We start from the raw sequence: 17603 nt of genomic DNA on the forward strand, positions 1-17603 counted from the left end.
CGGCGGCGACACCGGCCCGGCGGCTAGGGCGTCTGCGGCTCCCTGGGCAGCCGCAGGACCTGGAAGGACCGGCCGGTCACCGCCACCAGGTCGCCCGCCCGCCACCGCTCGTCGCCGAACGCCTCCTCCACCACGTCGTGACAGGTGTCGAGCACCGGCAGCCACTCGGCCCCGAACTCCGGCCCCGGCAGCGTGAACGACAGGTTCTCGTGGTGGGCGTTGATGAGCAGGAGGAAGGAGTCGTCCACGATCCGCTCGCCGCGCGGGCCGGGCTCGGTGATGGCCTCGCCGTTGAGGTAGACCATCAGCGACTTGGCGTAGCCGGTGTGCCAGTCGCCGGCCGTCATCTCCTTGCCGCCCGGGGTCAGCCAGACCAGGTCGCGCTTGCCGTTGTCGGGGTGGCGGCCGTGGAAGAAGCGGCGGCGCTGGAAGACCGGGTGCTCGCGGCGCAGCTTCGACAACGTCTTGACGAACTCCAGCAGGTCGGACTCGGCGTGCAGCATCGACCAGTCGATCCAGGCCAGCTCGTTGTCCTGGCAGTAGGCGTTGTTGTTGCCCCGCTGGGTGCGGCCGATCTCGTCGCCGTGGGAGAGCATCGGCACACCCTGCGACAGGAACAGCGTGGTCAGGAAGTTGCGGCGCTGGCGGCGGCGGAGGGCGACGATGTGCGGGTCCTCCACCGGGCCCTCGGCGCCGCAGTTCCAGGACCGGTTGTCGTTGGTGCCGTCGCGGTTCTCCTCGGCGTTGGCCTCGTTGTGCTTGTGGTCGTAGGAGACCAGGTCGGTCAGGGTGAAGCCGTCGTGGCAGGTGACGAAGTTGATCGAGGCCACCGGGCGGCGGCCGGAGGACTCGTACAGGTCGGCCGAGCCGGTCAGGCGGGAGGCGAACTCGGGGAGCGCGGAGTTGGTGCCCCTCCAGAAATCGCGCACGATGTCGCGGTACTTGCCGTTCCACTCCGTCCAGAGCGGCGGGAAGTTGCCGACCTGGTAGCCGCCCGGCCCGACGTCCCAGGGCTCGGCGATCAGCTTCACCTGCGAGATCACCGGGTCCTGCTGGATGAGGTCGAAGAACGCGCTCAGCCGGTCGACGTCGTGCAGCTCCCTGGCCAGGGCCGAGGCCAGGTCGAAGCGGAAGCCGTCGACGTGCATCTCCAGCACCCAGTAGCGCAGCGAGTCCATGATGAGCTGCAGCGCGTGCGGCGAGCGCACGTTGAGCGAGTTGCCGCACCCGGTGTAGTCGAGGTAGTAACGCCGGTCGCCGTCGTGCAGGCGGTAGTAGTTGACGTTGTCGATGCCCCGGAAGCCCAGCGTGGGGCCCATGTGGTCGCCCTCGGCGGTGTGGTTGTAGACCACGTCGAGGATGACCTCGATGCCCGCCTCGTGCAGCGCCCGCACCATCGCCTTGAACTCCAGCACCTGCTGGCCGCGGGTGCCGGAGCCGGAGTAGCGGCCGTGGGGGGCCAGGTAGGCCATCGTGTTGTAGCCCCAGTAGTTGGTCAGCCCCCGGGCCACCAGGAAGTGCTCGGGCACGTAGTGGTGCACCGGCATGAGCTCGACCGCCGTCACCCCGATGGACAGCAGGTGCTCGATGATCGCCGGATGCCCGACCCCGGCGTACGTGCCGCGCAGGTCCTGGGGCACGCCCGGGTGGCGCATGGTCAGCCCCCGCACGTGCGCCTCGTAGATCACCGTCTCGTGGTACGGGATGCGTGGCGGCCGGTCGTTGCCCCACTCGAAGAACGGGTTGATCACCACGTTCTTCGGCATGTACGGGGCGCTGTCCTCCCTGTTGCGCACCGACGGATCGGTGAAGTAGTAGGGGAACAGCGCCTCGTTCCAGGTCAGCTCGCCGTCGATGGCCTTGGCGTAGGGGTCGAGCAGCAGCTTGGAGGGATCGCAGCGACGCCCCTGCGACGGCTCGTACGGCCCGTGGACGCGGTAGCCGTACCGCTGGCCCGGCTGGATCCCCGGCAGGTAGCCGTGCCAGACGAAGCCGTCGACCTCCGGGAGCGGCACCCGCTCCTCGCTGTCGTCGTCGTGAAAAAGGCACAGCTCGACCCGCTCGGCGACCTCGGAGAACACGGCAAAGCTGGTGCCGACGCCGTCCCAGGTGCCGCCGAGTGGATAGGGTTCGCCCGGCCAGACCTCGCGCATGTGACCCAATTGTCGCACGCGAATGCGTTCCTGTTAGAGGAGTTCGGCTTTCAGGGTGATCGTGGTGCCCGCCAACGCCTTGCTGACCGGGCAGTTCGCCTTGGCGGTCGCGGCGGCCTCCTGGAACTGCTCGGCCGAGATGCCCGGAACGTGCCCCTGCACGGTGAGCACGATGCCCGTGATGCCCTCGCCCGGCTGGAACGTCACGTCCGCGCTCGTGCGCAGCGACTCCGGCGGCGTGCCGGCGCCGGCCAGGGCGTGCGACAGGGCCATGGAGAAGCAGGAGGAGTGGGCGGCGGCGATGAGCTCCTCGGGGGAGGTGCGGCCGCCGGGAGCCTCGGCCCTGGAGGGCCAGGAGACCTCGAACGTGCCCACGCCCGAGCTGTCGAGCGAGACGGTGCCCGAGCCGTCGAGCAGGGCGCCCTTCCATTGCGTGGTGGCGGTGCGGGTGGTGGCCATGGCGGGTGATCCCTCCGGTCGTCGTCCGTTCGACACTATCGCGGGGCCGCGGAGCGGGTGGCGGGGGGCGTTCGCCTCAACATTTCCGGCGAATGGTGACATGCTCGGGTCGCGGCGCGCCCGCCCGCCTTGGTCCGGACCACGGGAGTGTGGTGCCAGTGGAGGCACCGTACGACGACCGCCTGCTGCACCAGCGGGTGGTCGGCGGCGACGAGTCGGCGCTGGGGGAGGTCTACGATCGGCTGTCCGCACTGATCTTCGGGCTCTCCTTACGGGTCACCAGGGACCGCGTGATCGCCGAGGACATCACGCAGGAGGTGTTCCTGGTGTTCTGGGAGCGCCCGCTGGCCTACGACCCCGGACGCGGCCCGCTGCGCGCCTGGCTGGCCACGATCGCCCACCGCCGCGCGGTCGACCACGTGCGCGCCGAGGAGCGCCGCCGGGTCTCCGCGCTCGGACCGAGGCTGTTCGAGCGCGAGCCCGCCAGGCTGGAGGAGGCCGTGCTGGCCGCCGAGGAGGCCGAGCGCGTGCGGCAGGCGGTGACGTCGTTGCCCGAGGGGCTGCGCCGGCCGGTGGAGCTGGCCTACTTCGGCGGCCGGACGTACCGGCAGGTCAGTGAGGAGCTGGGCGTGCCCGAGGGCACGGCCAAGTCGCGCATCCGGCTGGCGCTGCGGCGCCTGGCCGACGCGCTGGCGGAGGAAGAAGCGTGATGGATCCTGTCGAGCGCCTGTATCTGGACACGTTGATGGAGGACCCGGCGGTGCCGGTCCGTTCCCTGCGCCCGCAGCTCCTGGCCGGGGCCAGGGCCCGCCGCCGACCCGCGGCGCCGACCGCCGGCTGGGCGCTGCCGTACGCCGGTCGCGTCGCCGCCATGGACGCGCTGCTGGCCTCGGCCGCGGACGACGACTGGGCGCGCGTCATCGTCGAGGGCTGGACGCTCCAGGAGCTCGTGGCCCACCTGGCCGCCAAGGACGGCCTGCTGGCCGCCTCCGTCGGCGCGCCCGTGCTCGGCCCGCCGCTGGCCGCCCGGGACGCGGCCGGCCGCACGGCCGACGTGCAGGCGTACGAGCGGGCCCGCAGCCCCGAGCAGACCAGGCGCGACTGGCGGGCCCAGGCGGACGCCCTCTGCCGCCACCTGGGCGGCCTCGACCCGGCCACCCCGGCCACGGTGGACGGCATGGAGACGGTCGTGCGCGACCACGTCCTGGCCAGGAGCCTGGAGACGTGGGTGCACGCCGCCGACGCCGCCACGGCGGCCGGGGTGCGCCTGCCCGACCCGGTGCCCGAGCACATCCGCCCCACGGCCGACCTGTGCGCCCGCCTGCTGCCCTGGACGATGCTCCTGTCCGGCCTGGACGGCTCCGGCCGCACCCTGCGCCTCACCCTCACCGGCGCGGGCGGCGGCGACTGGCGCATCCCGCTCGGCGTCGCCGACACCGCCCCGGGCACGCCGGACGCCCACCTGACCGCGGACGTGGTCGCGTTCTGCTTCCTGCTGGGCGGCAGGGGCGAGCCGGACGCCTTCCCCGCCGAGCTGAGGGGCGACCTCGCGCTGGCCCGCGACGTCCTGACCTCGGCTCCCGCCCTCTCGGGACCGTGAGCTGGTAAGCTGTGATCGATCTGTGACCTAATATAGGGTGATAAATCGGGATCCATAGGGAATCCTTTGATCCGAAGTCCAGCAGAGGGCTTCACTCACGTAGAAACGTGGCGTGCCTCTGCCTGGGCTTTTTCCATGGACGGGGCCGCCTTCGGGCATATGGAGCTACTCAGATGGCCGTCCTGGATATCGCACTCGACGAAATGACCGCCGAACAGCTTCTGGCTGAGATGAACAGGCCGGAAGCCTCGGACGAGCACAAGGCCCGCATCCGTGAGCGCGTCGTCACCATGTACGACTCCCTCGTCACCGAGGTCACCCGTCGCTACCGCCACCAGCGCGAGCCGATGGAGGACCTGCGCCAGGCCGCGTACGTCGGCCTGATGAAGGCCATCAACGGCTTCGACCCCGAGCTCGGCCACGAGTTCCGCGGCTACGCCATGATCACGATGGTCGGCGAGGTCAAGCGGCACTTCCGCGACCGCACCTGGGCCGTCAAGGTGCCGCGCGTCTACCAGGAGCGCCGGCTGGAGCTCAACAAGGCCACGGCCGACCTCACCCAGACGCTCGGCCACTCGCCCACCGTCTCCGAGCTCGCCGCGCACATGAACATCACCGAGGAGGACGTCCTGCTCACCCTGGACGCCTCCACCGCCTACAGCGCCCTGTCGCTGGACGCCCCCGTCGGCGGCGACAACGACGGCGCCGACCTCGGCGACTTCCTGCCCTCGCAGGACGAGTCGCTGGACACGCTGCTCGGCAAGTACTCCGTCAAGCCGCTCATCGACGCCCTGCCGTCGCGGGAGCGCAACATCCTGCTGATGCGCTTCTACGGCAACATGACCCAGTCGGAGATCGCCGCCGAGTTCGGCATCTCGCAGATGCACGTCTCCCGCATCCTGCGCGCCGTGCTGAACCAGCTCCGCACCGCCCTGTCGGACTGACCGGGTGGGCGGGCGGCCCCTGCTCCAGGGCCAGAACCCAGGCCCCCGGCGGCCCCGCCCAGCGGGCGGCCGCCGGGGGCGACAGGGTCACTCCCCGCCGATCCCCGTGACGAGGTCTCGGGCGTAGTCGTCGTCGCTCTCCTCCAGCACCCGCCTGACGCCCCGCTCGGCCCGCTCGTCGCCGCGCGCCGCGAGCCCCCGCGCCGCCTCGGCCACCGTGCGCAGGTCGGCGTCGGCCAGCCGGTCGGCCAGCGCCTCCCGGATGCGGGGCGTGTCCGCCGACAGCCCGGCCAGCCCGGCCGTGGCCCAGTCGCGGATCTCGGCCTCCTCGTCCCGGGACATCTCGATGAGCAGCGACAGGCCCTCCTCGTGGTCGGCGGGCAGGACGTCGGCCAGCGCGATGGCGTCCGTCATCGTGCGCTTGTGACCCGGCCGGCCGATGATGTCGAGCACGGCGGGCAGCGCCCGCGGGTCGCCCTGGTGGCCCAGCGCGGCCAGCACCGAGCGCAGCACCTGCGGGTTGCCCTCGGTGGTCACCATCTTCTGCAGCAGCGCCAGCGTGCGGTCGAGGTAGGGCTTCTCGCCGTCGGCGAACCCGAACTGGGCGATCGCGTCGACCCCGAACTCCCGCTCGCGCGCGTCCTCGCTCACGCACAGCCGGGACAGGGCCTCGTAGGTCTCGTCGTCGGCCCGCCGGCCGAGCGAGTCGGCCACGATCCACCAGGTCTCGGCGTCCTCGTCGACGTCGCGGTGGGCGACGGCCCTAGCGACGAGCTGGTCGACCGGCGTGTGGACGCCCGCCGCGTCCTCCAGGACGGTCGCCACGGCGGCGTGGCCCCGCTGGGCCTGCACCTGCTCGGTCTGCGAGCCGTCGGGGGAGCGGCCGGCCACGGTGACCAGCTCGGTGCCGTCCTTGGCGTACTGGCGGCCGACGACGTACTCCCAGCCCTCCTGGGCGATCTGGTCGAGCAGCGCGGACTCCAGGTGCACGCCCACCCAGTCGGCCGCGATGTCGAGCGGGCTGTCGCCGTCGCCGTCGAACTTCTCGTGGTCGGCGCCCGCCTCCAGCAGCGTCTGGACCACGCCCAGCGCCCCGCGCCTGGCCGCCAGCGTGAGCGGCGTGTCGCCGTCGTCGTTGGCCGCGTCGACCTCGGCCCCGGCCTCGATCAGCACGCCCGCGGTCGCGGCATGGCCGTTGGCGGCGGCCCAGAGCAGCGCCGTCCAGCCGCCGGCCTCGCGGCCGTTGACGTCGGCCCCGGCCGCCAGCAGCGCCTCGGCGACCTCGACGCGGTCCCAGGCGGCGGCCGCGCAGAGCGGCAGCCCGGCCTCCTCGCCCTCGCTGGCCTTGTTGGGGTCGGCGCCGCCGGTGAGCAGCTTGCCCACGGTCTCGGTCTCGCCGTTCAACGCCGCGCGATAGAGCTGTTCCTCATGCATGACAGGACCCTAGCGTCTTCGCAGCCCTCGGTCGCCGGAGCACGCTGAGGGTCGGTCTGGAGGCCCCGGAACCCATCCAAGGGTGTACGGATGTTCCTCCCAGGGGAGGAGCCCCAACCGGCCCAAGACGCGATATGTTGCGTCTATGACAGATCCGGGTGAGGTGCGCGCGTCGGACGCCGAGCGCGAGGCCGTCGTGGAACAGCTCCGTGTCGCCTCGGTCGAGGGCCGGCTCACGCTCGCCGAGCTGACCGACCGTACCGAGGCCGCCTACACCGCGACCACGCACGCCGAGCTCGCCCTGCTCACCCAGGACCTGCCCGTGGGCGGGGGGCCCGCGCCCACGCCCGCCCCGGCCCGCGAGGGCGGCAAGCGGCGCTGGTTCGTCGGCATCATGGGCGACACCAAGCGGCGCGGCACCTGGCGCATCGACCAGGAGCTCGGCGCGGTCGCCGTCATGGGCGACGTGCTGCTCGACCTGCGCGAGGCCGAGGTGCGCACGGACGTGGTCGACGTCACGGCGGTGTCCGTGATGGGCGACGTCAAGATCATCGTGCCCGACGGCGTGAACGTCGACCTCGACGGCGTCGCCGTGATGGGCGACAAGAAGGTCGACGTGCTGGAGGCGGCCCCCGGCATGAACGTGCCGGTGATCCGGGTGCGCGCCTACGCCGTGATGGGCGACGTCAAGGTGCTCGGCGACTCCCGCGCCCAGCCGGTCAAGCGCGGCCTGGCCGCCTGGCGCGAGCACTGGCGGGCGCTGCACGGCGACGACTGGCGCGAGGTCGGCCGCCAGATGCGCGACGACGCCCGCGAGGTCGGCCGGCAGATCCGCGACGAGCACCGCGCCCTGGAGCGCGAGCGCCGCGACCGCCGCCGCGACTACAGGGGTTACTGAGGCCGTGCAACGCGGGCGGGGGTCTTCGGCGTAGTGATCGGTGAACATCACCGGACAGTGAGGACCCCTCGATGCGGGATCGTGCCGACTTCGAGCGATACGTCGAGCAGCGCTCGGCCCGCCTGCTCAGGACGGCGTACCTGCTGTGCCGCGACTGGGCAACGGCCGAAGACCTGACGCAGACCGCGCTGGCCAGGGCCTGGCTGGCCTGGCGGCGGGTCGGCGCGAATCCCGACCCGTACGTCTACCGCATCCTGACCAACACGCACGCCTCCTGGTGGCGGCGGCGCTGGCGGGGCGAGGTGGCCACGGGCGAGCTCCCGGACCGTCCCCAGGAAGCGGACGACACGGCCGGGCTCGGCACCCGGGACGCGCTCAGGGCCGCCCTGGCCGCGCTCCCGGCCAAGCAGCGGGCCGTGGTCGTGCTGCGGTACTTCGAGGACCTGCCCGACGAGGCCATCGCCGAGATCGTGGGCTGTTCGGTGTCCACCGTACGCAGCCAGGCCAGCCGCGCGCTGGCCAAGCTGCGGCTCGACCCCGCGGCCAGGGCCGCGGCGGAGACGGGGAGCTGACGATGACGGAACAGCGCCTGCATGACCTGCGTGACCTGCTCGAACACGACACCGCCGACGCGCCCCCGGGCGGGGTGCGGCTGGCCGACGTGGACGCCCGCGTCCGCCGCATCCGGCGGCGCCGGGGCCGGGCGGCGGCCTCGGTGGCGGCGGCGGCCCTGACGGTCACGGCCGTCACGGTGCTCACCGTGGACGCCCGGCCCGTTCCCGTGTCCGCCCCCGCCGCCGGGGACGTGTGGGCCGGCGCCCTGGCCCAGCCCGCGCCGACGCGCGCCCAGCTCCGGCCGCCGCTCTTCCACGGCTACACCCAGGGCGGCAGGCGGGAGACGTTCACCTTCGAGTCGAAGGCCGGGAAGGTGTCCTTCGCCCTCACCTGCCCGTCGGGCGGCTACGGGCTGGTCTGGCTCAACGGCGACCTGGTCGCCACCGGCGCGTGCGGGCCCACGGTCCGGCAGCCGCCCGGCTGGTTCGGCGACGCCACGGCCCGCGACGGCGTGAACGAGCTGAGCGCCGCCGTGGTGAAGGCCGCGGACGCGGGCACCGGCACGATGACCGCCGAGCGCGCCGACGAACTGCTGGCCTGGACCGCCTCCTACCCCGCCGACTGGCGGCTGACGCTGGTGGACGCCCGCACCCGCGGGTGCCGGCCCAACGTGGTCAGCGTCGATCCGAGGACCGGCGCGATCACGGCCCGGTGCTGAGGGCCCGGTGCTGAGAGTTCGGTGCTGAGGGCTCAGCCGGCCACGGGCAGGCGCTCGCGCAGGGCCGACTCGTACCGCTCCAGCAGCACGTCCACCAGCTCGGGCGCCGGGCCGAGCACGTCGGCGCAGACGGCCGGGGCGGTGGCCCGGCGGATCCGGTCGGCGAAGAAGCCGGGAGCCAGCAGGTAGGGGGCGACGGCCACGCGCGGCGCGCCCGCCGCCCGAAGCCGCGCGACGGCCTCCCCGGGCGTCGGCCCGGCGGCCGAGGCGTAGGCCGCGGTCACCGTCCACCAGCCGGCGCGCCGCCAGGCGCGGGCCATGCCGGCGATCACCTCGTTGGCCCTGGCGTCGCTCGACCCGGCCGAGACCAGCACGACCGCCGTCTCCGGGTCGCCGGCCGGCACGCCCGCCTCCGCCAAACGCCGCTCCAGCGCCGGCAGCAGCAGCGGGTGCGGCCCGAGCGTCGTGCCGTAGCGGACCCGCAGGCGCGGATCGCGCGCGCGGGCCTCGTTGAGCGCGGCGGGCAGGTCGACCCGGCTGTGGTAGGCCTCGGTGAGCAGCAGCGGCAGCACCACGGCCTCGCTCAGCCCGTCGAGCGCCTGACCCAGCGTGGGCGCGCAGTGGTCGAGATAGGCCACCCGCACCGGCAGGTCGGGACGCGCCAGGCGCACCCGGTCCAGCAGCGCGGCCACGGTGGCGGCGGCACGCGGGTCGCGCGACCCGTGCGCGACCGCCACCAGTGGCACGCGCCCGGGGGCCGGCCCGTCTGCCAACGGGACGCGGCCCCTGCCGGGGATCACAGGTGAATGCCGCATTCGACCTTCCCCAGCCCCGCCCAGCGGCCGCTGCGCGGGTCCTCGCCCTCGGCGACCTGGCGCGTGCACGGCGCGCAGCCGATCGAGGGGTAGTTGTCGTAGTGCAGGGGGTTGATCAGCACGCCGTTGTCGGCGATGTAGTTGTCGACGTCCTCCTGCGTCCAGGCGGCGATCGGGTTGACCTTCACCATCTGGCGCTTGGCGTCCCACTCGACGACCCTGGTGTCCGTACGGCTGGACGACTCGTCCCGGCGGATGCCGGAGATCCACGCCAGGTACGGCTCCAGCGCCCGGTTGAGCGGCTCGACCTTGCGCAGGTAGCAGCACAGGTCGGGGTTGCGGCCGAACAGGCGCGGCCCGAGGTCGCGATCCTGCTCCTGGACCGTCCTGGACGGCTTGATGTCGATCACGTTGACGTCATAGACCTGCCGCACGGCGTCACGGGTGCCGATCGTCTCGGCGAAGTGGTAGCCGGTGTCGATGAACAGCACGTCCACGCCCGGTTTGACGCGGCTCACCAGGTCGATGAGCAAGGCGTCGCTCATGGAGGACGTCAGGCACAACCGGTCGCCGAACGTCGCCGCGGCCCACCGGATGATCTCCCGGGCCGGGGCGCCCTCAAGGAACGTGGCGGCGGACTCGACGATGTCCTGCAGGTCGAGGGTGCCACGCTGATCTCGCAGACCCACCTCGATGTCGACGAGCGTCATATCTTCACTCCGATTCCGAGAAACTTCAGCTTGAAGGCGCGGGCGCAGGCGCGGCAGTACCAGCCGCCGTCCCCCTCGTAGGGCTCCAGGTCCTCGTCACCGCAGTAGGGGCAGTGGAAGGGGACCGCTCGCGTGGTCATTTCAGGTCCGCCTCGTCCGCGCGCTGCACCCAGTCGGCGAAGGACTCGCCTTCCTTCTTCTGGGTGTCGTAGTTGCTCACCACGCGCTCGACGTAGTCGGGCAGGGCCTTGGCGGTGGTCTTCAGGCCGCGCACCTTGCGGCCGAAGCCGGAGTTCACGCCGAGCGAGCCGCCCAGGTGGATCTGGTAGCCCTCGACCTGGTCGCCGTTCTCGTCCACGACGAGCTGGCCCTTCAGGCCGATGTCGGCGACCTGGATGCGGGCGCAGGAGTTGGGGCAGCCGTTGACGTTGATGGTGAGCGGCTGCTCGAAGTCGGGCAGCCGCCGCTCCAGCTCGTCGATCAGGTTCGCGGCGGTGGCCTTGGTCTCGACGATGGCGAGCTTGCAGTACTCGATGCCGGTGCAGGCCATCGTCTGGCGGCGGAACGTGGAGGGGTTGACCTGGAGGTCGTTGGCCTCCAGCTCGGCCACGATGGACTCCACCCGGTCCGGCGCGACGTCGAGGACGACCATCTTCTGCTCGACGGTGGTGCGCACCCGGCCGGAGCCGTGCCGCTCGGCGATGTCGGCGATCACGTGGAGCTTGTCGCCGTCGAGACGGCCCACCTTGGGCGCGAAGCCCACGTAGAAGTTGCCGTCCTTCTGCGGGTGGACGCCCACGTGGTCGCGGCGGCTGCCGCGCGGCAGGGCGGGCGCCGGGCCGTCGGGCAGGCTCTCCTTGACGTACTCGGTCTCCAGCACCTCGCGGAACTTCTCCACGCCCCAGTCGTTGACCAGGAACTTCAGCCGGGCCCTGTGCCGCAGCCGCCGGTAGCCGTAGTCGCGGAAGATGCCGATCACGCCCGCGTACACGTCGTCGACGCGGTCGGGGCTGACGAAGACGCCGAGGCGCTTGGCCAGCATCGGGTTGGTGGACAGGCCGCCGCCGACCCACAGGTCGTAGCCCGCCTCGCCGTGCTCGTTGACGACGCCGACGAAGGCGACGTCGTTGATCTCGTGCACCGTGCAGTGGGCCGGGCAGCCGCTCAGCGCGCTCTTGAACTTGCGCGGCAGGTTGGAGTACTCGGGGTTGCCGATGAACTGCCGGTTGATCGAGTGGATGTCGTCGGTGGCGTCCAGCACCTCCTCGGCGTCGATGCCGGCCAGCGGGCAGCCCAGGATCACTCGCGGGGTGTCGCCGCACGCCTCGGTGGTGGACAGGCCGACGGCCTCCAGGCGCTCCCAGATGTCGGGCACCGACTCGATCTCGATCCAGTGGAGCTGGATGTTCTGCCGGTCGGTGAGGTCGGCCGTGCCGCGCGCGTACTCGTTGGCGATGTCGGCGATCGTGCGGAGCTGGCGCAGGTCGAGCTGGCCGCCGTCGATGCGCACGCGGAGCATGAAGTAGCGGTCGTCGAGCTCCTCCGGCTCCAGGATCGCGGTCTTGCCGCCGTCGATGCCGGGCTTGCGCTGGGTGTAGAGGCCGTACCAGCGCATCCGCCCGCGCAGGTCGGCGGGGTCGATCGAGTCGAAGCCGCGCTTGGCGTAGACGTCGATGATGCGCTGGCGGACGTTGAGCCCGTCGTCGTTCTTCTTGTTCTCTTCGTTCTTGTTCAGCGGTTCCCGGTAACCGAGGGCCCATTGGCCCTCGCCGCGCGGGCGCTTGTGATGCCGGCTGGCAGGGGTGCTCATTGCGCGTCCTTCGTTTTGTGGGCGCGCGCAGCGTTCCTCCTGCCTCGTCATCGAGTGCAGGGGTTCAGGTGGGTGCGACGCGCTCTGCGGTAAAGAAGATGAGTTAGCGGGCGTCGCAACAGATGGCACTGCGGACACGCTGAAGGTCGACGTGGCGTCGACCGACGAGCATGGGGTCCGCTGGCATACCTTGAAGATACTCCGGAGATCCCGGATGTCCAAGATGGGGTCCAGAGTCTGGACTCCGCGGGCCCCTAACCCTGGCGCGGCCAGTCGAGCGGCGACTCCTGCGGCCGCTCCTCGCTCTGGTGCTGGCAGTCGCACCAGGAGCCGCCGCGGCAGTCGTCGTGACGCTTGTCCTTGCAGCTCTCGCAGATCACGTCTCGATTATTCTCCCAGAACGTTGTTCGGGTTAGGCTGGCGCGCGTGGACCTCATGGCCGGACTGCTGGCCGACCTCCGGGCCGAGAGCGATTGCCTGGAGGCGCTGCTGGCGCCGCTGCGCCCCGCCGACTGGGAGACGCCCACGCCCGCCGCGGGCTGGGCGGTGCGCGACCAGGTGAGCCACCTGGCCTGGTTCGACGACGCCGCCGTGGTGTCGGTCACCGACCCCGACGGTTTCCGTGCCCTGGCCGCGCGGGCCGGCTCGGTGGACGAGCTCGCCGAGGCCGCGCGCGGCCTGCCGCCGGGGGAGCTGCACGACTGGTTCCGCGCGTCCCGCGCCCGGTCGCTGGAGGCGTTCGCGACGCTCGGCGCGCGCGTACGGGTGCCGTGGTTCGGGCCGGCGATGTCAGGGGCGTCCTTCGTCACCGCGCGACTGATGGAGACCTGGGCCCACGGCCAGGACGTGGCCGACGCGCTCGGCGTCGCCCGGGAGCCCACCGAACGGCTGCGGCACGTGGCCCTGCTCGGCGTCCGCGCCCGGCCCTACAGCTTCGCCGCCCGCGGCCTGCCCGAGCCCGCCGGGCCGGTCCGCGTCGAGCTCACCACCCCAGGCGGCGACCTGTGGACCGCCGGCCCCGCGGACGCGCCCGCCGCCGTGCGCGGCCCGATGCTCGACTTCTGCCTGCTCGTCACCCAGCGCGTGCACCTGTCGGACACCGCCCTGGAGCCGGCCGGCGAGCCCGCCCGCGCCTGGCTGGAGATCGCCCAGGCGTTCGCCGGGCCGCCGGGGAGCGGGCGGCCGCCCAGGTCAGGGTAAGTTCAGGGTCGTACCGGATGACGTCGGCGGCACGGCCGGTGACATGCTGTGAGCATGCGGACCATTCTGAACGTCATCTGGCTCGTGTTCGCCGGCATCTGGCTGGCGATCGGCTACGCCGTGGCCGGGATCATCTGCTGCATCCTCATCGTCACCATCCCGTTCGGCATCGCCTCGTTCAGGATCGCCGCCTACGCTCTGTGGCCGTTCGGCCGTACGGTCGTGCGCGATCCCGACGCCGGCGTCTTCTCCCTCATCGGCAACGTCATCTGGTGCGTGGTCGCGGGCATCTGGCTGGCGATCGGGCACGTGGTCACCTCGATCCCCCTGTTCATCTCCATCATCGGCATCCCCATGGGCATCGCCAACCTCAAGCTGATCCCCGTCTCCCTCCTCCCGCTGGGCGCGCGCATCGTGGACAACGACTAGGGCAGGAGCCGGGACGTAAGCTGTCCCGGAGAGTCACTGCGAAATACCGTTGGGTGCCATGACGTCCACCAATGCGCCTTCCCGGTCCAGGAGGCGGCTCGCCTCGAACGCCCGGGCCAGGCTGAACTGGGTGCTCGACACCAAGTCGTGGGCGATCGTGCGCGCGGCCACGAACGCCGGTGTCAACTACCGGGTCACCGGCCTGGCCGGCGAGGCCGCGTTCTTCGCGCTGCTGTCGCTGCCGCCGTTCGTGCTGGGCCTGATCGGCGTGCTGGGCAAGCTCGGCACCTGGCTCGGCGGCGGCGTCGTCACCGAGGTCAAGAGCTGGGTGATCGAGCAGGCCGGGCTGCTGTTCACCGACGACGCCGTCAAGAAGGTGATCAACCCGCTCATCACCGACGTGCTCAGGGACGACGCCAACAAGGTGTCCATCATCTCGCTGGGCTTCCTGCTGTCGCTGTGGTCGGGCTCGCGGGCGCTCTACGTCTACGTCGACCTCATCTCGGTCGCGTACGGGCTGGGGGAGGAGCGCGGCATCATCCGCACCCGGCTGATGTCGTTCGGCCTCTACGTCGTCGGCCTGATCATCGGCATCATCGTCATGCCGATCCTGGTCATCGGCCCCACCCTGCTCAAGGACGCCCTCCCCGGCGAGTACGGCATCCTCATCGACATCCTCTACTGGCCCGTCGTGATCAGCGGCTCGGTGCTGTTCCTGACCGTGCTCTACCACGTCAGCGTGCCGGTGCGGACGAAGTGGTACCGGGAGCTGCCCGGCGCGATCCTGGCCCTGTTCCTGTGGATCGTGTGCGCCGCCGTGCTGCGGGCGGTGCTGGCGGCCTGGTTCTCGCCGGTGTCGGTCTACGGCTCCCTGGCCGCCCCGATCGCGCTGCTGCTGTGGCTGTACATCACCGCCCTGGCCGTGCTCATCGGAGCCATCCTCAACGCCGAGGTCGACCGGCTCTGGCCGGGTGTGAGCCGGACCAAGTAGCGGGACGAGCGGCCGGTTGCGCATCCGCTATCGTCTAGGGCGACGCGACTGGCGCATTCGGTGGGATCGACCACCAGGGAGCGAATCAACCGGGAGCGGAGGCCGAGCGCCTGGGTCTTCGCCAATTGTCAATGATGACAGGGGAGTCATGAGTTCTCTTGCTAGCGCCGACCCGCAGCTCGCCGAGCTCATCAAGGCGGAGGAGCGCCGCCAGGCCGACACCGTCAAGCTGATCGCGTCCGAGAACTACGTGTCCAAGGCCGTGCTCGAAGCGACCGGCACGGTGCTGACCAACAAGTACTCCGAGGGCTACGCGGGCAAGCGTTACTACGAGGGCCAGCAGGTCATCGACCAGATCGAGACGCTGGCGATCGAGCGGGCCAAGGCCGTGTTCGGCGTCAACCACGCCAACGTCCAGCCGTACTCGGGCTCGCCCGCCAACCTGGCCGTCTACCTGGCCTTCCTGCAGCCCGGCGACACCGTGCTCGGCATGGGCCTGCCCTTCGGCGGCCACCTGACCCACGGCTGGTCGGTCTCGGCCACCGGCAAGTGGTTCAACCCGGTCCGTTACGGCGTCCGCCGCGACACCGGCCGCGTCGACCTCGACGAGGTCCGCGAGCTGGCCCTGGAGCACCGGCCGAAGCTGATCTTCTGCGGCGGCACCGCGATCCCGCGCACGATCGACTTCGAGGGCTTCGCCTCCATCGCCCGCGAGGTCGGCGCCGTGCTCGCGGCCGACATCGCGCACATCGCCGGCCTGGTCGCGGGCGGCGCCCACCCGTCCCCGGTGGGCCACGCCGACGTGATCTCCACGACCACCCACAAGACGCTGCGCGGCCCGCGCGGCGCCATGCTCATGGCCACCAGCGACGAGCACGCCACCGCGCTCAACAAGGCCGTCTTCCCCGGCCTCCAGGGCGGCCCCCACAACCACACCACCGCCGCCATCGCCGTCGCGCTGCACGAGGCCGCCCAGCCGTCCTTCCGCGACTACGCCCACCAGGTCGTCGCCAACGCCAAGGCGCTGGCCGAGGAGCTGTCCAGCCGGGGCTTCGACCTGGTCTCCGGCGGCACCGACAACCACCTGATCCTGCTCGACCTGACGCCCAAGGGCATCGGCGGCAAGCCCGCCGCCCAGGCGCTCGACCGGGCCGGTCTGGAGACCAACTACAACGCGGTGCCGTTCGACACCCGCAAGCCGTTCGACCCGTCGGGCATCCGCATCGGCACCCCGTCGGTCACCTCGCGCGGCATGGGCGAGGCCGAGATGCGGCAGATCGGCGCCTGGATGGACGAGGTCGTCACGGCCCTGGCCAAGGGCGACGCCGAGGACGTCATCACCCGCGTCCACCACGAGGTCAGCGAGCTGACCGCCCAGTTCCCGGCCCCCGGCCTGTCCTGATCCAGCGGCCCGCCCGTCCGGCCCGTCCCGCCCGTCGCGGCGGGCGGCCGGACGGTCAGTGCCGGACCGTCACCACGATCTTGCCGAACTGCGCGTTCGACTCCAGGTGCCGGTGGGCCCGCACGATCTCCTCCAGGTCGAACGTGCGGTCCACCACCGCCCGGAAGGCCCCCGAGCGCAGCCCCGACGCCACGAACGCCGCCGCCCGCCGCAGCCGCTCGGGCACCCGCGTCGTCTCGTGCATCGTGTACGTCCGCATGTTCAGCGCCGGCATGCCGAGGTCGATCCCCGGATAGGGCGTCGGCTCGCCGCTCAGCGCGCCGTACACCAGCAGCAGCCCCTCGGGGGCGACCACCCTGGCCAGGTCCGTCACGCCCGGCCCGGCCACGGCGTCGAAGACGAACTCCGCGCCGCGCCCGCCCGTGGCCGCCAGCACCCGCTCGGTCACGTCCTCCTCCTCGGTGACGATCACCTCGGCCGCGCCCTCCTTCAGCAGGGCCTCCTTCTTGGCCGCGGTGCGGGTGAGCGCGATCGGCGTGGCGCCCATGCGGTCGGCGACCCGGATGGCGGCCAGGCCCACGCTGCTGGAGGCGGCGTTCAGCACCACCGTGTCCCCGGGACGCATCCCGCCCACCTCCACCAGCGCGCCGTAGGCCGTCACGTACGGCATCCACACGGCCGCGCCCTCCACCGGGCCCACCCCCTCCGGACGGGGCAGCACCGCCGCCGCCGGCACGACCGCCCGCCCGGCGTACACGCCGTAGTCGTTCTGCGAGAACGCCGGGACCGTGCTCACCGGCTGCCCGGCCCGCAACCCGGTGACGCCCGCGCCCACCGCCTCGACCACCCCGGCGGCCTCGGTGCCCAGCCGGGCGGGGAAACTCCGTACGGGCTCGATGTAGTGGCCGCTGCGGAACAGCGCCTCGGCCCGGTTGAGGCCGATCGCGTCCACCCGGATGCGCACCTCGCCGGGCCCCGGCTCGCCGGCCGCCACGTCCGCCAGCTCCAGCACCTCGGGCCCGCCGAGCTCGTGGAACAGCACCGTCCTGGTCATCACATCGTCCTTCCGCGTCAGAGGCCGCCATTCAACCGCCGAAGTACGACTGCCGTCAAACTTCGATGGATGTCGTACTATGGACCCATGGACGCCGACCGCACCCCGGACCACCCCGACCTGCGCGAAGTCACCCTGCAACGGGTTCTCGAAGCCCTCGTCGACCCGGTCCGGCGCAGCATCGTCACCCAGCTCGCCACCGCCGCCGGCGACATCAGCTGCGGCGGGTTCGACATCTCGGTGAGCAAGTCCACCGCCACCCACCACTTCCGGGTGCTGCGCGAGGCCGGCCTCATCCGGCAGCACTACGCCGGCACCTCCCGCCTGAACACCCTGCGCAGGGCCGAGTTCGACCAGGCGTTCCCCGGTCTGCTCGACGCCGTCGTCACCGCCGACCGCGCGTCCGCCTGAACGCGGCGAGGCCCTCCCGC

The 17603-nt window shown here is 71.9% G+C and carries 21 protein-coding genes and 1 riboswitch; of the genes, 11 read left to right on the forward strand and 10 right to left on the reverse strand.

Going from position 1 to position 17603, the window contains the following annotated elements:
* Positions 1–23: 23 nt before the first annotated feature.
* Together glgX and ACWEJ6_RS10570 are read right to left on the reverse strand one after the other, a co-directional pair.
* The gene (gene glgX, locus ACWEJ6_RS10565; RefSeq protein ID WP_352363788.1) at positions 24–2153 is read right to left on the reverse strand and encodes a glycogen debranching protein GlgX; all 2130 of its coding nucleotides are present in this window, start codon (positions 2151–2153) and stop codon (positions 24–26) included.
* 33 nt (positions 2154–2186) lie between these two features.
* Positions 2187–2612 (reverse strand): OsmC family protein, encoded by a 426-nt coding sequence (locus ACWEJ6_RS10570; protein ID WP_352363790.1) that lies wholly within the window; start codon positions 2610–2612, stop codon positions 2187–2189.
* Between the two features lie 158 nt (positions 2613–2770).
* Here ACWEJ6_RS10570 and ACWEJ6_RS10575 point away from each other — a divergent pair, with 158 nt between their 5' ends.
* The 3 genes from ACWEJ6_RS10575 to ACWEJ6_RS10585 all read left to right on the forward strand — a co-directional run bounded on the left by ACWEJ6_RS10575 (position 2771) and on the right by ACWEJ6_RS10585 (position 5156).
* The gene (locus tag ACWEJ6_RS10575; RefSeq protein WP_358284805.1) at positions 2771–3322 is read left to right on the forward strand and encodes a sigma-70 family RNA polymerase sigma factor; all 552 of its coding nucleotides are present in this window, start codon (positions 2771–2773) and stop codon (positions 3320–3322) included.
* Entirely contained in the window at positions 3322–4212 is an 891-nt protein-coding gene (locus tag ACWEJ6_RS10580; RefSeq protein ID WP_452422905.1) for a maleylpyruvate isomerase family mycothiol-dependent enzyme, read from the forward strand. The genes ACWEJ6_RS10575 and ACWEJ6_RS10580 overlap by 1 nt, the downstream gene beginning before the upstream one ends.
* 173 nt (positions 4213–4385) lie before the next feature.
* Positions 4386–5156 carry a SigB/SigF/SigG family RNA polymerase sigma factor gene (locus ACWEJ6_RS10585; protein WP_358284809.1) on the forward strand — a complete coding sequence of 257 codons (771 nt, stop codon included), beginning with the start codon at positions 4386–4388 and terminating at the stop codon, positions 5154–5156.
* Positions 5157–5243: 87 nt separating this feature from the next.
* Here ACWEJ6_RS10585 and ACWEJ6_RS10590 read toward each other — a convergent pair whose 3' ends face one another.
* A complete protein-coding gene (locus tag ACWEJ6_RS10590; protein ID WP_452422907.1) occupies positions 5244–6590 on the reverse strand; it encodes an ankyrin repeat domain-containing protein in 1347 nt (448 codons plus the stop codon).
* A gap of 145 nt (positions 6591–6735) precedes the next feature.
* Here ACWEJ6_RS10590 and ACWEJ6_RS10595 point away from each other — a divergent pair, with 145 nt between their 5' ends.
* From ACWEJ6_RS10595 to ACWEJ6_RS10605, 3 genes are all read left to right on the forward strand, one after another.
* Positions 6736–7488, forward strand: coding sequence for a DUF1707 SHOCT-like domain-containing protein (locus tag ACWEJ6_RS10595; RefSeq protein ID WP_387664110.1), 753 nt, complete (start codon positions 6736–6738; stop codon positions 7486–7488).
* A gap of 71 nt (positions 7489–7559) precedes the next feature.
* Entirely contained in the window at positions 7560–8060 is a 501-nt protein-coding gene (locus ACWEJ6_RS10600) for a SigE family RNA polymerase sigma factor (protein WP_352363802.1), read from the forward strand.
* A gap of 2 nt (positions 8061–8062) precedes the next feature.
* A complete protein-coding gene (locus ACWEJ6_RS10605) occupies positions 8063–8761 on the forward strand; it encodes a hypothetical protein (RefSeq protein ID WP_452422910.1) in 699 nt (232 codons plus the stop codon).
* Between the two features lie 32 nt (positions 8762–8793).
* Here the strand turns inward: ACWEJ6_RS10605 and ACWEJ6_RS10610 are convergent, their stop codons facing one another.
* The 6 genes from ACWEJ6_RS10610 to ACWEJ6_RS10635 form a co-directional block, all read right to left on the reverse strand.
* Positions 8794–9498: a sirohydrochlorin chelatase gene (locus ACWEJ6_RS10610; RefSeq protein ID WP_387664114.1), complete on the reverse strand. Its 705-nt coding sequence runs from the start codon at positions 9496–9498 to the stop codon at positions 8794–8796.
* A 59-nt stretch (positions 9499–9557) separates the two neighbouring features.
* A complete protein-coding gene (locus ACWEJ6_RS10615) occupies positions 9558–10286 on the reverse strand; it encodes a phosphoadenylyl-sulfate reductase (protein ID WP_352328173.1) in 729 nt (242 codons plus the stop codon).
* On the reverse strand, positions 10283–10426 hold the full coding sequence (locus ACWEJ6_RS10620; protein WP_103955276.1) for an Insertion element protein: 144 nt from the start codon (positions 10424–10426) through the stop codon (positions 10283–10285). Before ACWEJ6_RS10620 ends, ACWEJ6_RS10615 begins: the two co-directional genes overlap by 4 nt.
* Entirely contained in the window at positions 10423–12096 is a 1674-nt protein-coding gene (locus tag ACWEJ6_RS10625) for a nitrite/sulfite reductase (protein WP_452422913.1), read from the reverse strand. Before ACWEJ6_RS10625 ends, ACWEJ6_RS10620 begins: the two co-directional genes overlap by 4 nt.
* 103 nt (positions 12097–12199) lie before the next feature.
* Positions 12200–12283 (reverse strand): putative leader peptide, encoded by an 84-nt coding sequence (locus tag ACWEJ6_RS10630; protein ID WP_311132608.1) that lies wholly within the window; start codon positions 12281–12283, stop codon positions 12200–12202.
* A gap of 67 nt (positions 12284–12350) precedes the next feature.
* Positions 12351–12476 (reverse strand): hypothetical protein, encoded by a 126-nt coding sequence (locus tag ACWEJ6_RS10635; RefSeq protein ID WP_352328175.1) that lies wholly within the window; start codon positions 12474–12476, stop codon positions 12351–12353.
* Between the two features lie 55 nt (positions 12477–12531).
* On the opposite strand from ACWEJ6_RS10635, the gene ACWEJ6_RS10640 reads away from it, so the two are divergent.
* The 4 genes from ACWEJ6_RS10640 (at position 12532) to glyA (ending at position 16118) form a co-directional block, all read left to right on the forward strand.
* The gene (locus ACWEJ6_RS10640; protein ID WP_452423082.1) at positions 12532–13296 is read left to right on the forward strand and encodes a TIGR03084 family metal-binding protein; all 765 of its coding nucleotides are present in this window, start codon (positions 12532–12534) and stop codon (positions 13294–13296) included.
* A 54-nt stretch (positions 13297–13350) separates the two neighbouring features.
* Positions 13351–13725 (forward strand): YccF domain-containing protein, encoded by a 375-nt coding sequence (locus ACWEJ6_RS10645; RefSeq protein WP_352363810.1) that lies wholly within the window; start codon positions 13351–13353, stop codon positions 13723–13725.
* Positions 13726–13783: 58 nt separating this feature from the next.
* On the forward strand, positions 13784–14716 hold the full coding sequence (locus ACWEJ6_RS10650) for a YihY/virulence factor BrkB family protein (RefSeq protein WP_358284824.1): 933 nt from the start codon (positions 13784–13786) through the stop codon (positions 14714–14716).
* A gap of 34 nt (positions 14717–14750) precedes the next feature.
* Positions 14751–14839, forward strand: a riboswitch (ZMP/ZTP riboswitch).
* Position 14840: 1 nt separating this feature from the next.
* Positions 14841–16118, forward strand: a complete 1278-nt coding sequence (gene glyA, locus ACWEJ6_RS10655) for a serine hydroxymethyltransferase (protein ID WP_449920179.1) — start codon at positions 14841–14843, stop codon at positions 16116–16118.
* A gap of 55 nt (positions 16119–16173) precedes the next feature.
* Here glyA and ACWEJ6_RS10660 read toward each other — a convergent pair whose 3' ends face one another.
* Positions 16174–17172, reverse strand: coding sequence for a zinc-dependent alcohol dehydrogenase family protein (locus ACWEJ6_RS10660; RefSeq protein WP_452422915.1), 999 nt, complete (start codon positions 17170–17172; stop codon positions 16174–16176).
* An 87-nt stretch (positions 17173–17259) separates the two neighbouring features.
* Between ACWEJ6_RS10660 and ACWEJ6_RS10665 the strand changes: the two genes are divergently transcribed.
* Entirely contained in the window at positions 17260–17583 is a 324-nt protein-coding gene (locus tag ACWEJ6_RS10665) for an ArsR/SmtB family transcription factor (RefSeq protein WP_358284828.1), read from the forward strand.
* The last annotated feature ends 20 nt before the right edge of the window (positions 17584–17603 follow it).

The sequence above is a fragment of the Nonomuraea sp. NPDC004702 genome, assembly GCF_053601695.1.

Coding starts and splice junctions, on each gene's coding strand:
- glgX (WP_352363788.1), bottom strand. CDS start 2,153: ATGCGCGAGGTCTGGCCGGGCGAACCCTATCCACTCGGCGGCACCTGG.
- ACWEJ6_RS10570 (WP_352363790.1), bottom strand. CDS start 2,612: ATGGCCACCACCCGCACCGCCACCACGCAATGGAAGGGCGCCCTGCTC.
- ACWEJ6_RS10580 (WP_452422905.1), top strand. CDS start 3,322: ATGGATCCTGTCGAGCGCCTGTATCTGGACACGTTGATGGAGGACCCG.
- ACWEJ6_RS10585 (WP_358284809.1), top strand. CDS start 4,386: ATGGCCGTCCTGGATATCGCACTCGACGAAATGACCGCCGAACAGCTT.
- ACWEJ6_RS10590 (WP_452422907.1), bottom strand. CDS start 6,590: ATGCATGAGGAACAGCTCTATCGCGCGGCGTTGAACGGCGAGACCGAG.
- ACWEJ6_RS10595 (WP_387664110.1), top strand. CDS start 6,736: ATGACAGATCCGGGTGAGGTGCGCGCGTCGGACGCCGAGCGCGAGGCC.
- ACWEJ6_RS10600 (WP_352363802.1), top strand. CDS start 7,560: ATGCGGGATCGTGCCGACTTCGAGCGATACGTCGAGCAGCGCTCGGCC.
- ACWEJ6_RS10605 (WP_452422910.1), top strand. CDS start 8,063: ATGACGGAACAGCGCCTGCATGACCTGCGTGACCTGCTCGAACACGAC.
- ACWEJ6_RS10615 (WP_352328173.1), bottom strand. CDS start 10,286: ATGACGCTCGTCGACATCGAGGTGGGTCTGCGAGATCAGCGTGGCACC.
- ACWEJ6_RS10620 (WP_103955276.1), bottom strand. CDS start 10,426: ATGACCACGCGAGCGGTCCCCTTCCACTGCCCCTACTGCGGTGACGAG.
- ACWEJ6_RS10625 (WP_452422913.1), bottom strand. CDS start 12,096: ATGAGCACCCCTGCCAGCCGGCATCACAAGCGCCCGCGCGGCGAGGGC.
- ACWEJ6_RS10630 (WP_311132608.1), bottom strand. CDS start 12,283: ATGCCAGCGGACCCCATGCTCGTCGGTCGACGCCACGTCGACCTTCAG.
- ACWEJ6_RS10640 (WP_452423082.1), top strand. CDS start 12,532: ATGGCCGGACTGCTGGCCGACCTCCGGGCCGAGAGCGATTGCCTGGAG.
- ACWEJ6_RS10645 (WP_352363810.1), top strand. CDS start 13,351: ATGCGGACCATTCTGAACGTCATCTGGCTCGTGTTCGCCGGCATCTGG.
- ACWEJ6_RS10650 (WP_358284824.1), top strand. CDS start 13,784: ATGACGTCCACCAATGCGCCTTCCCGGTCCAGGAGGCGGCTCGCCTCG.
- ACWEJ6_RS10660 (WP_452422915.1), bottom strand. CDS start 17,172: ATGACCAGGACGGTGCTGTTCCACGAGCTCGGCGGGCCCGAGGTGCTG.
- ACWEJ6_RS10665 (WP_358284828.1), top strand. CDS start 17,260: ATGGACGCCGACCGCACCCCGGACCACCCCGACCTGCGCGAAGTCACC.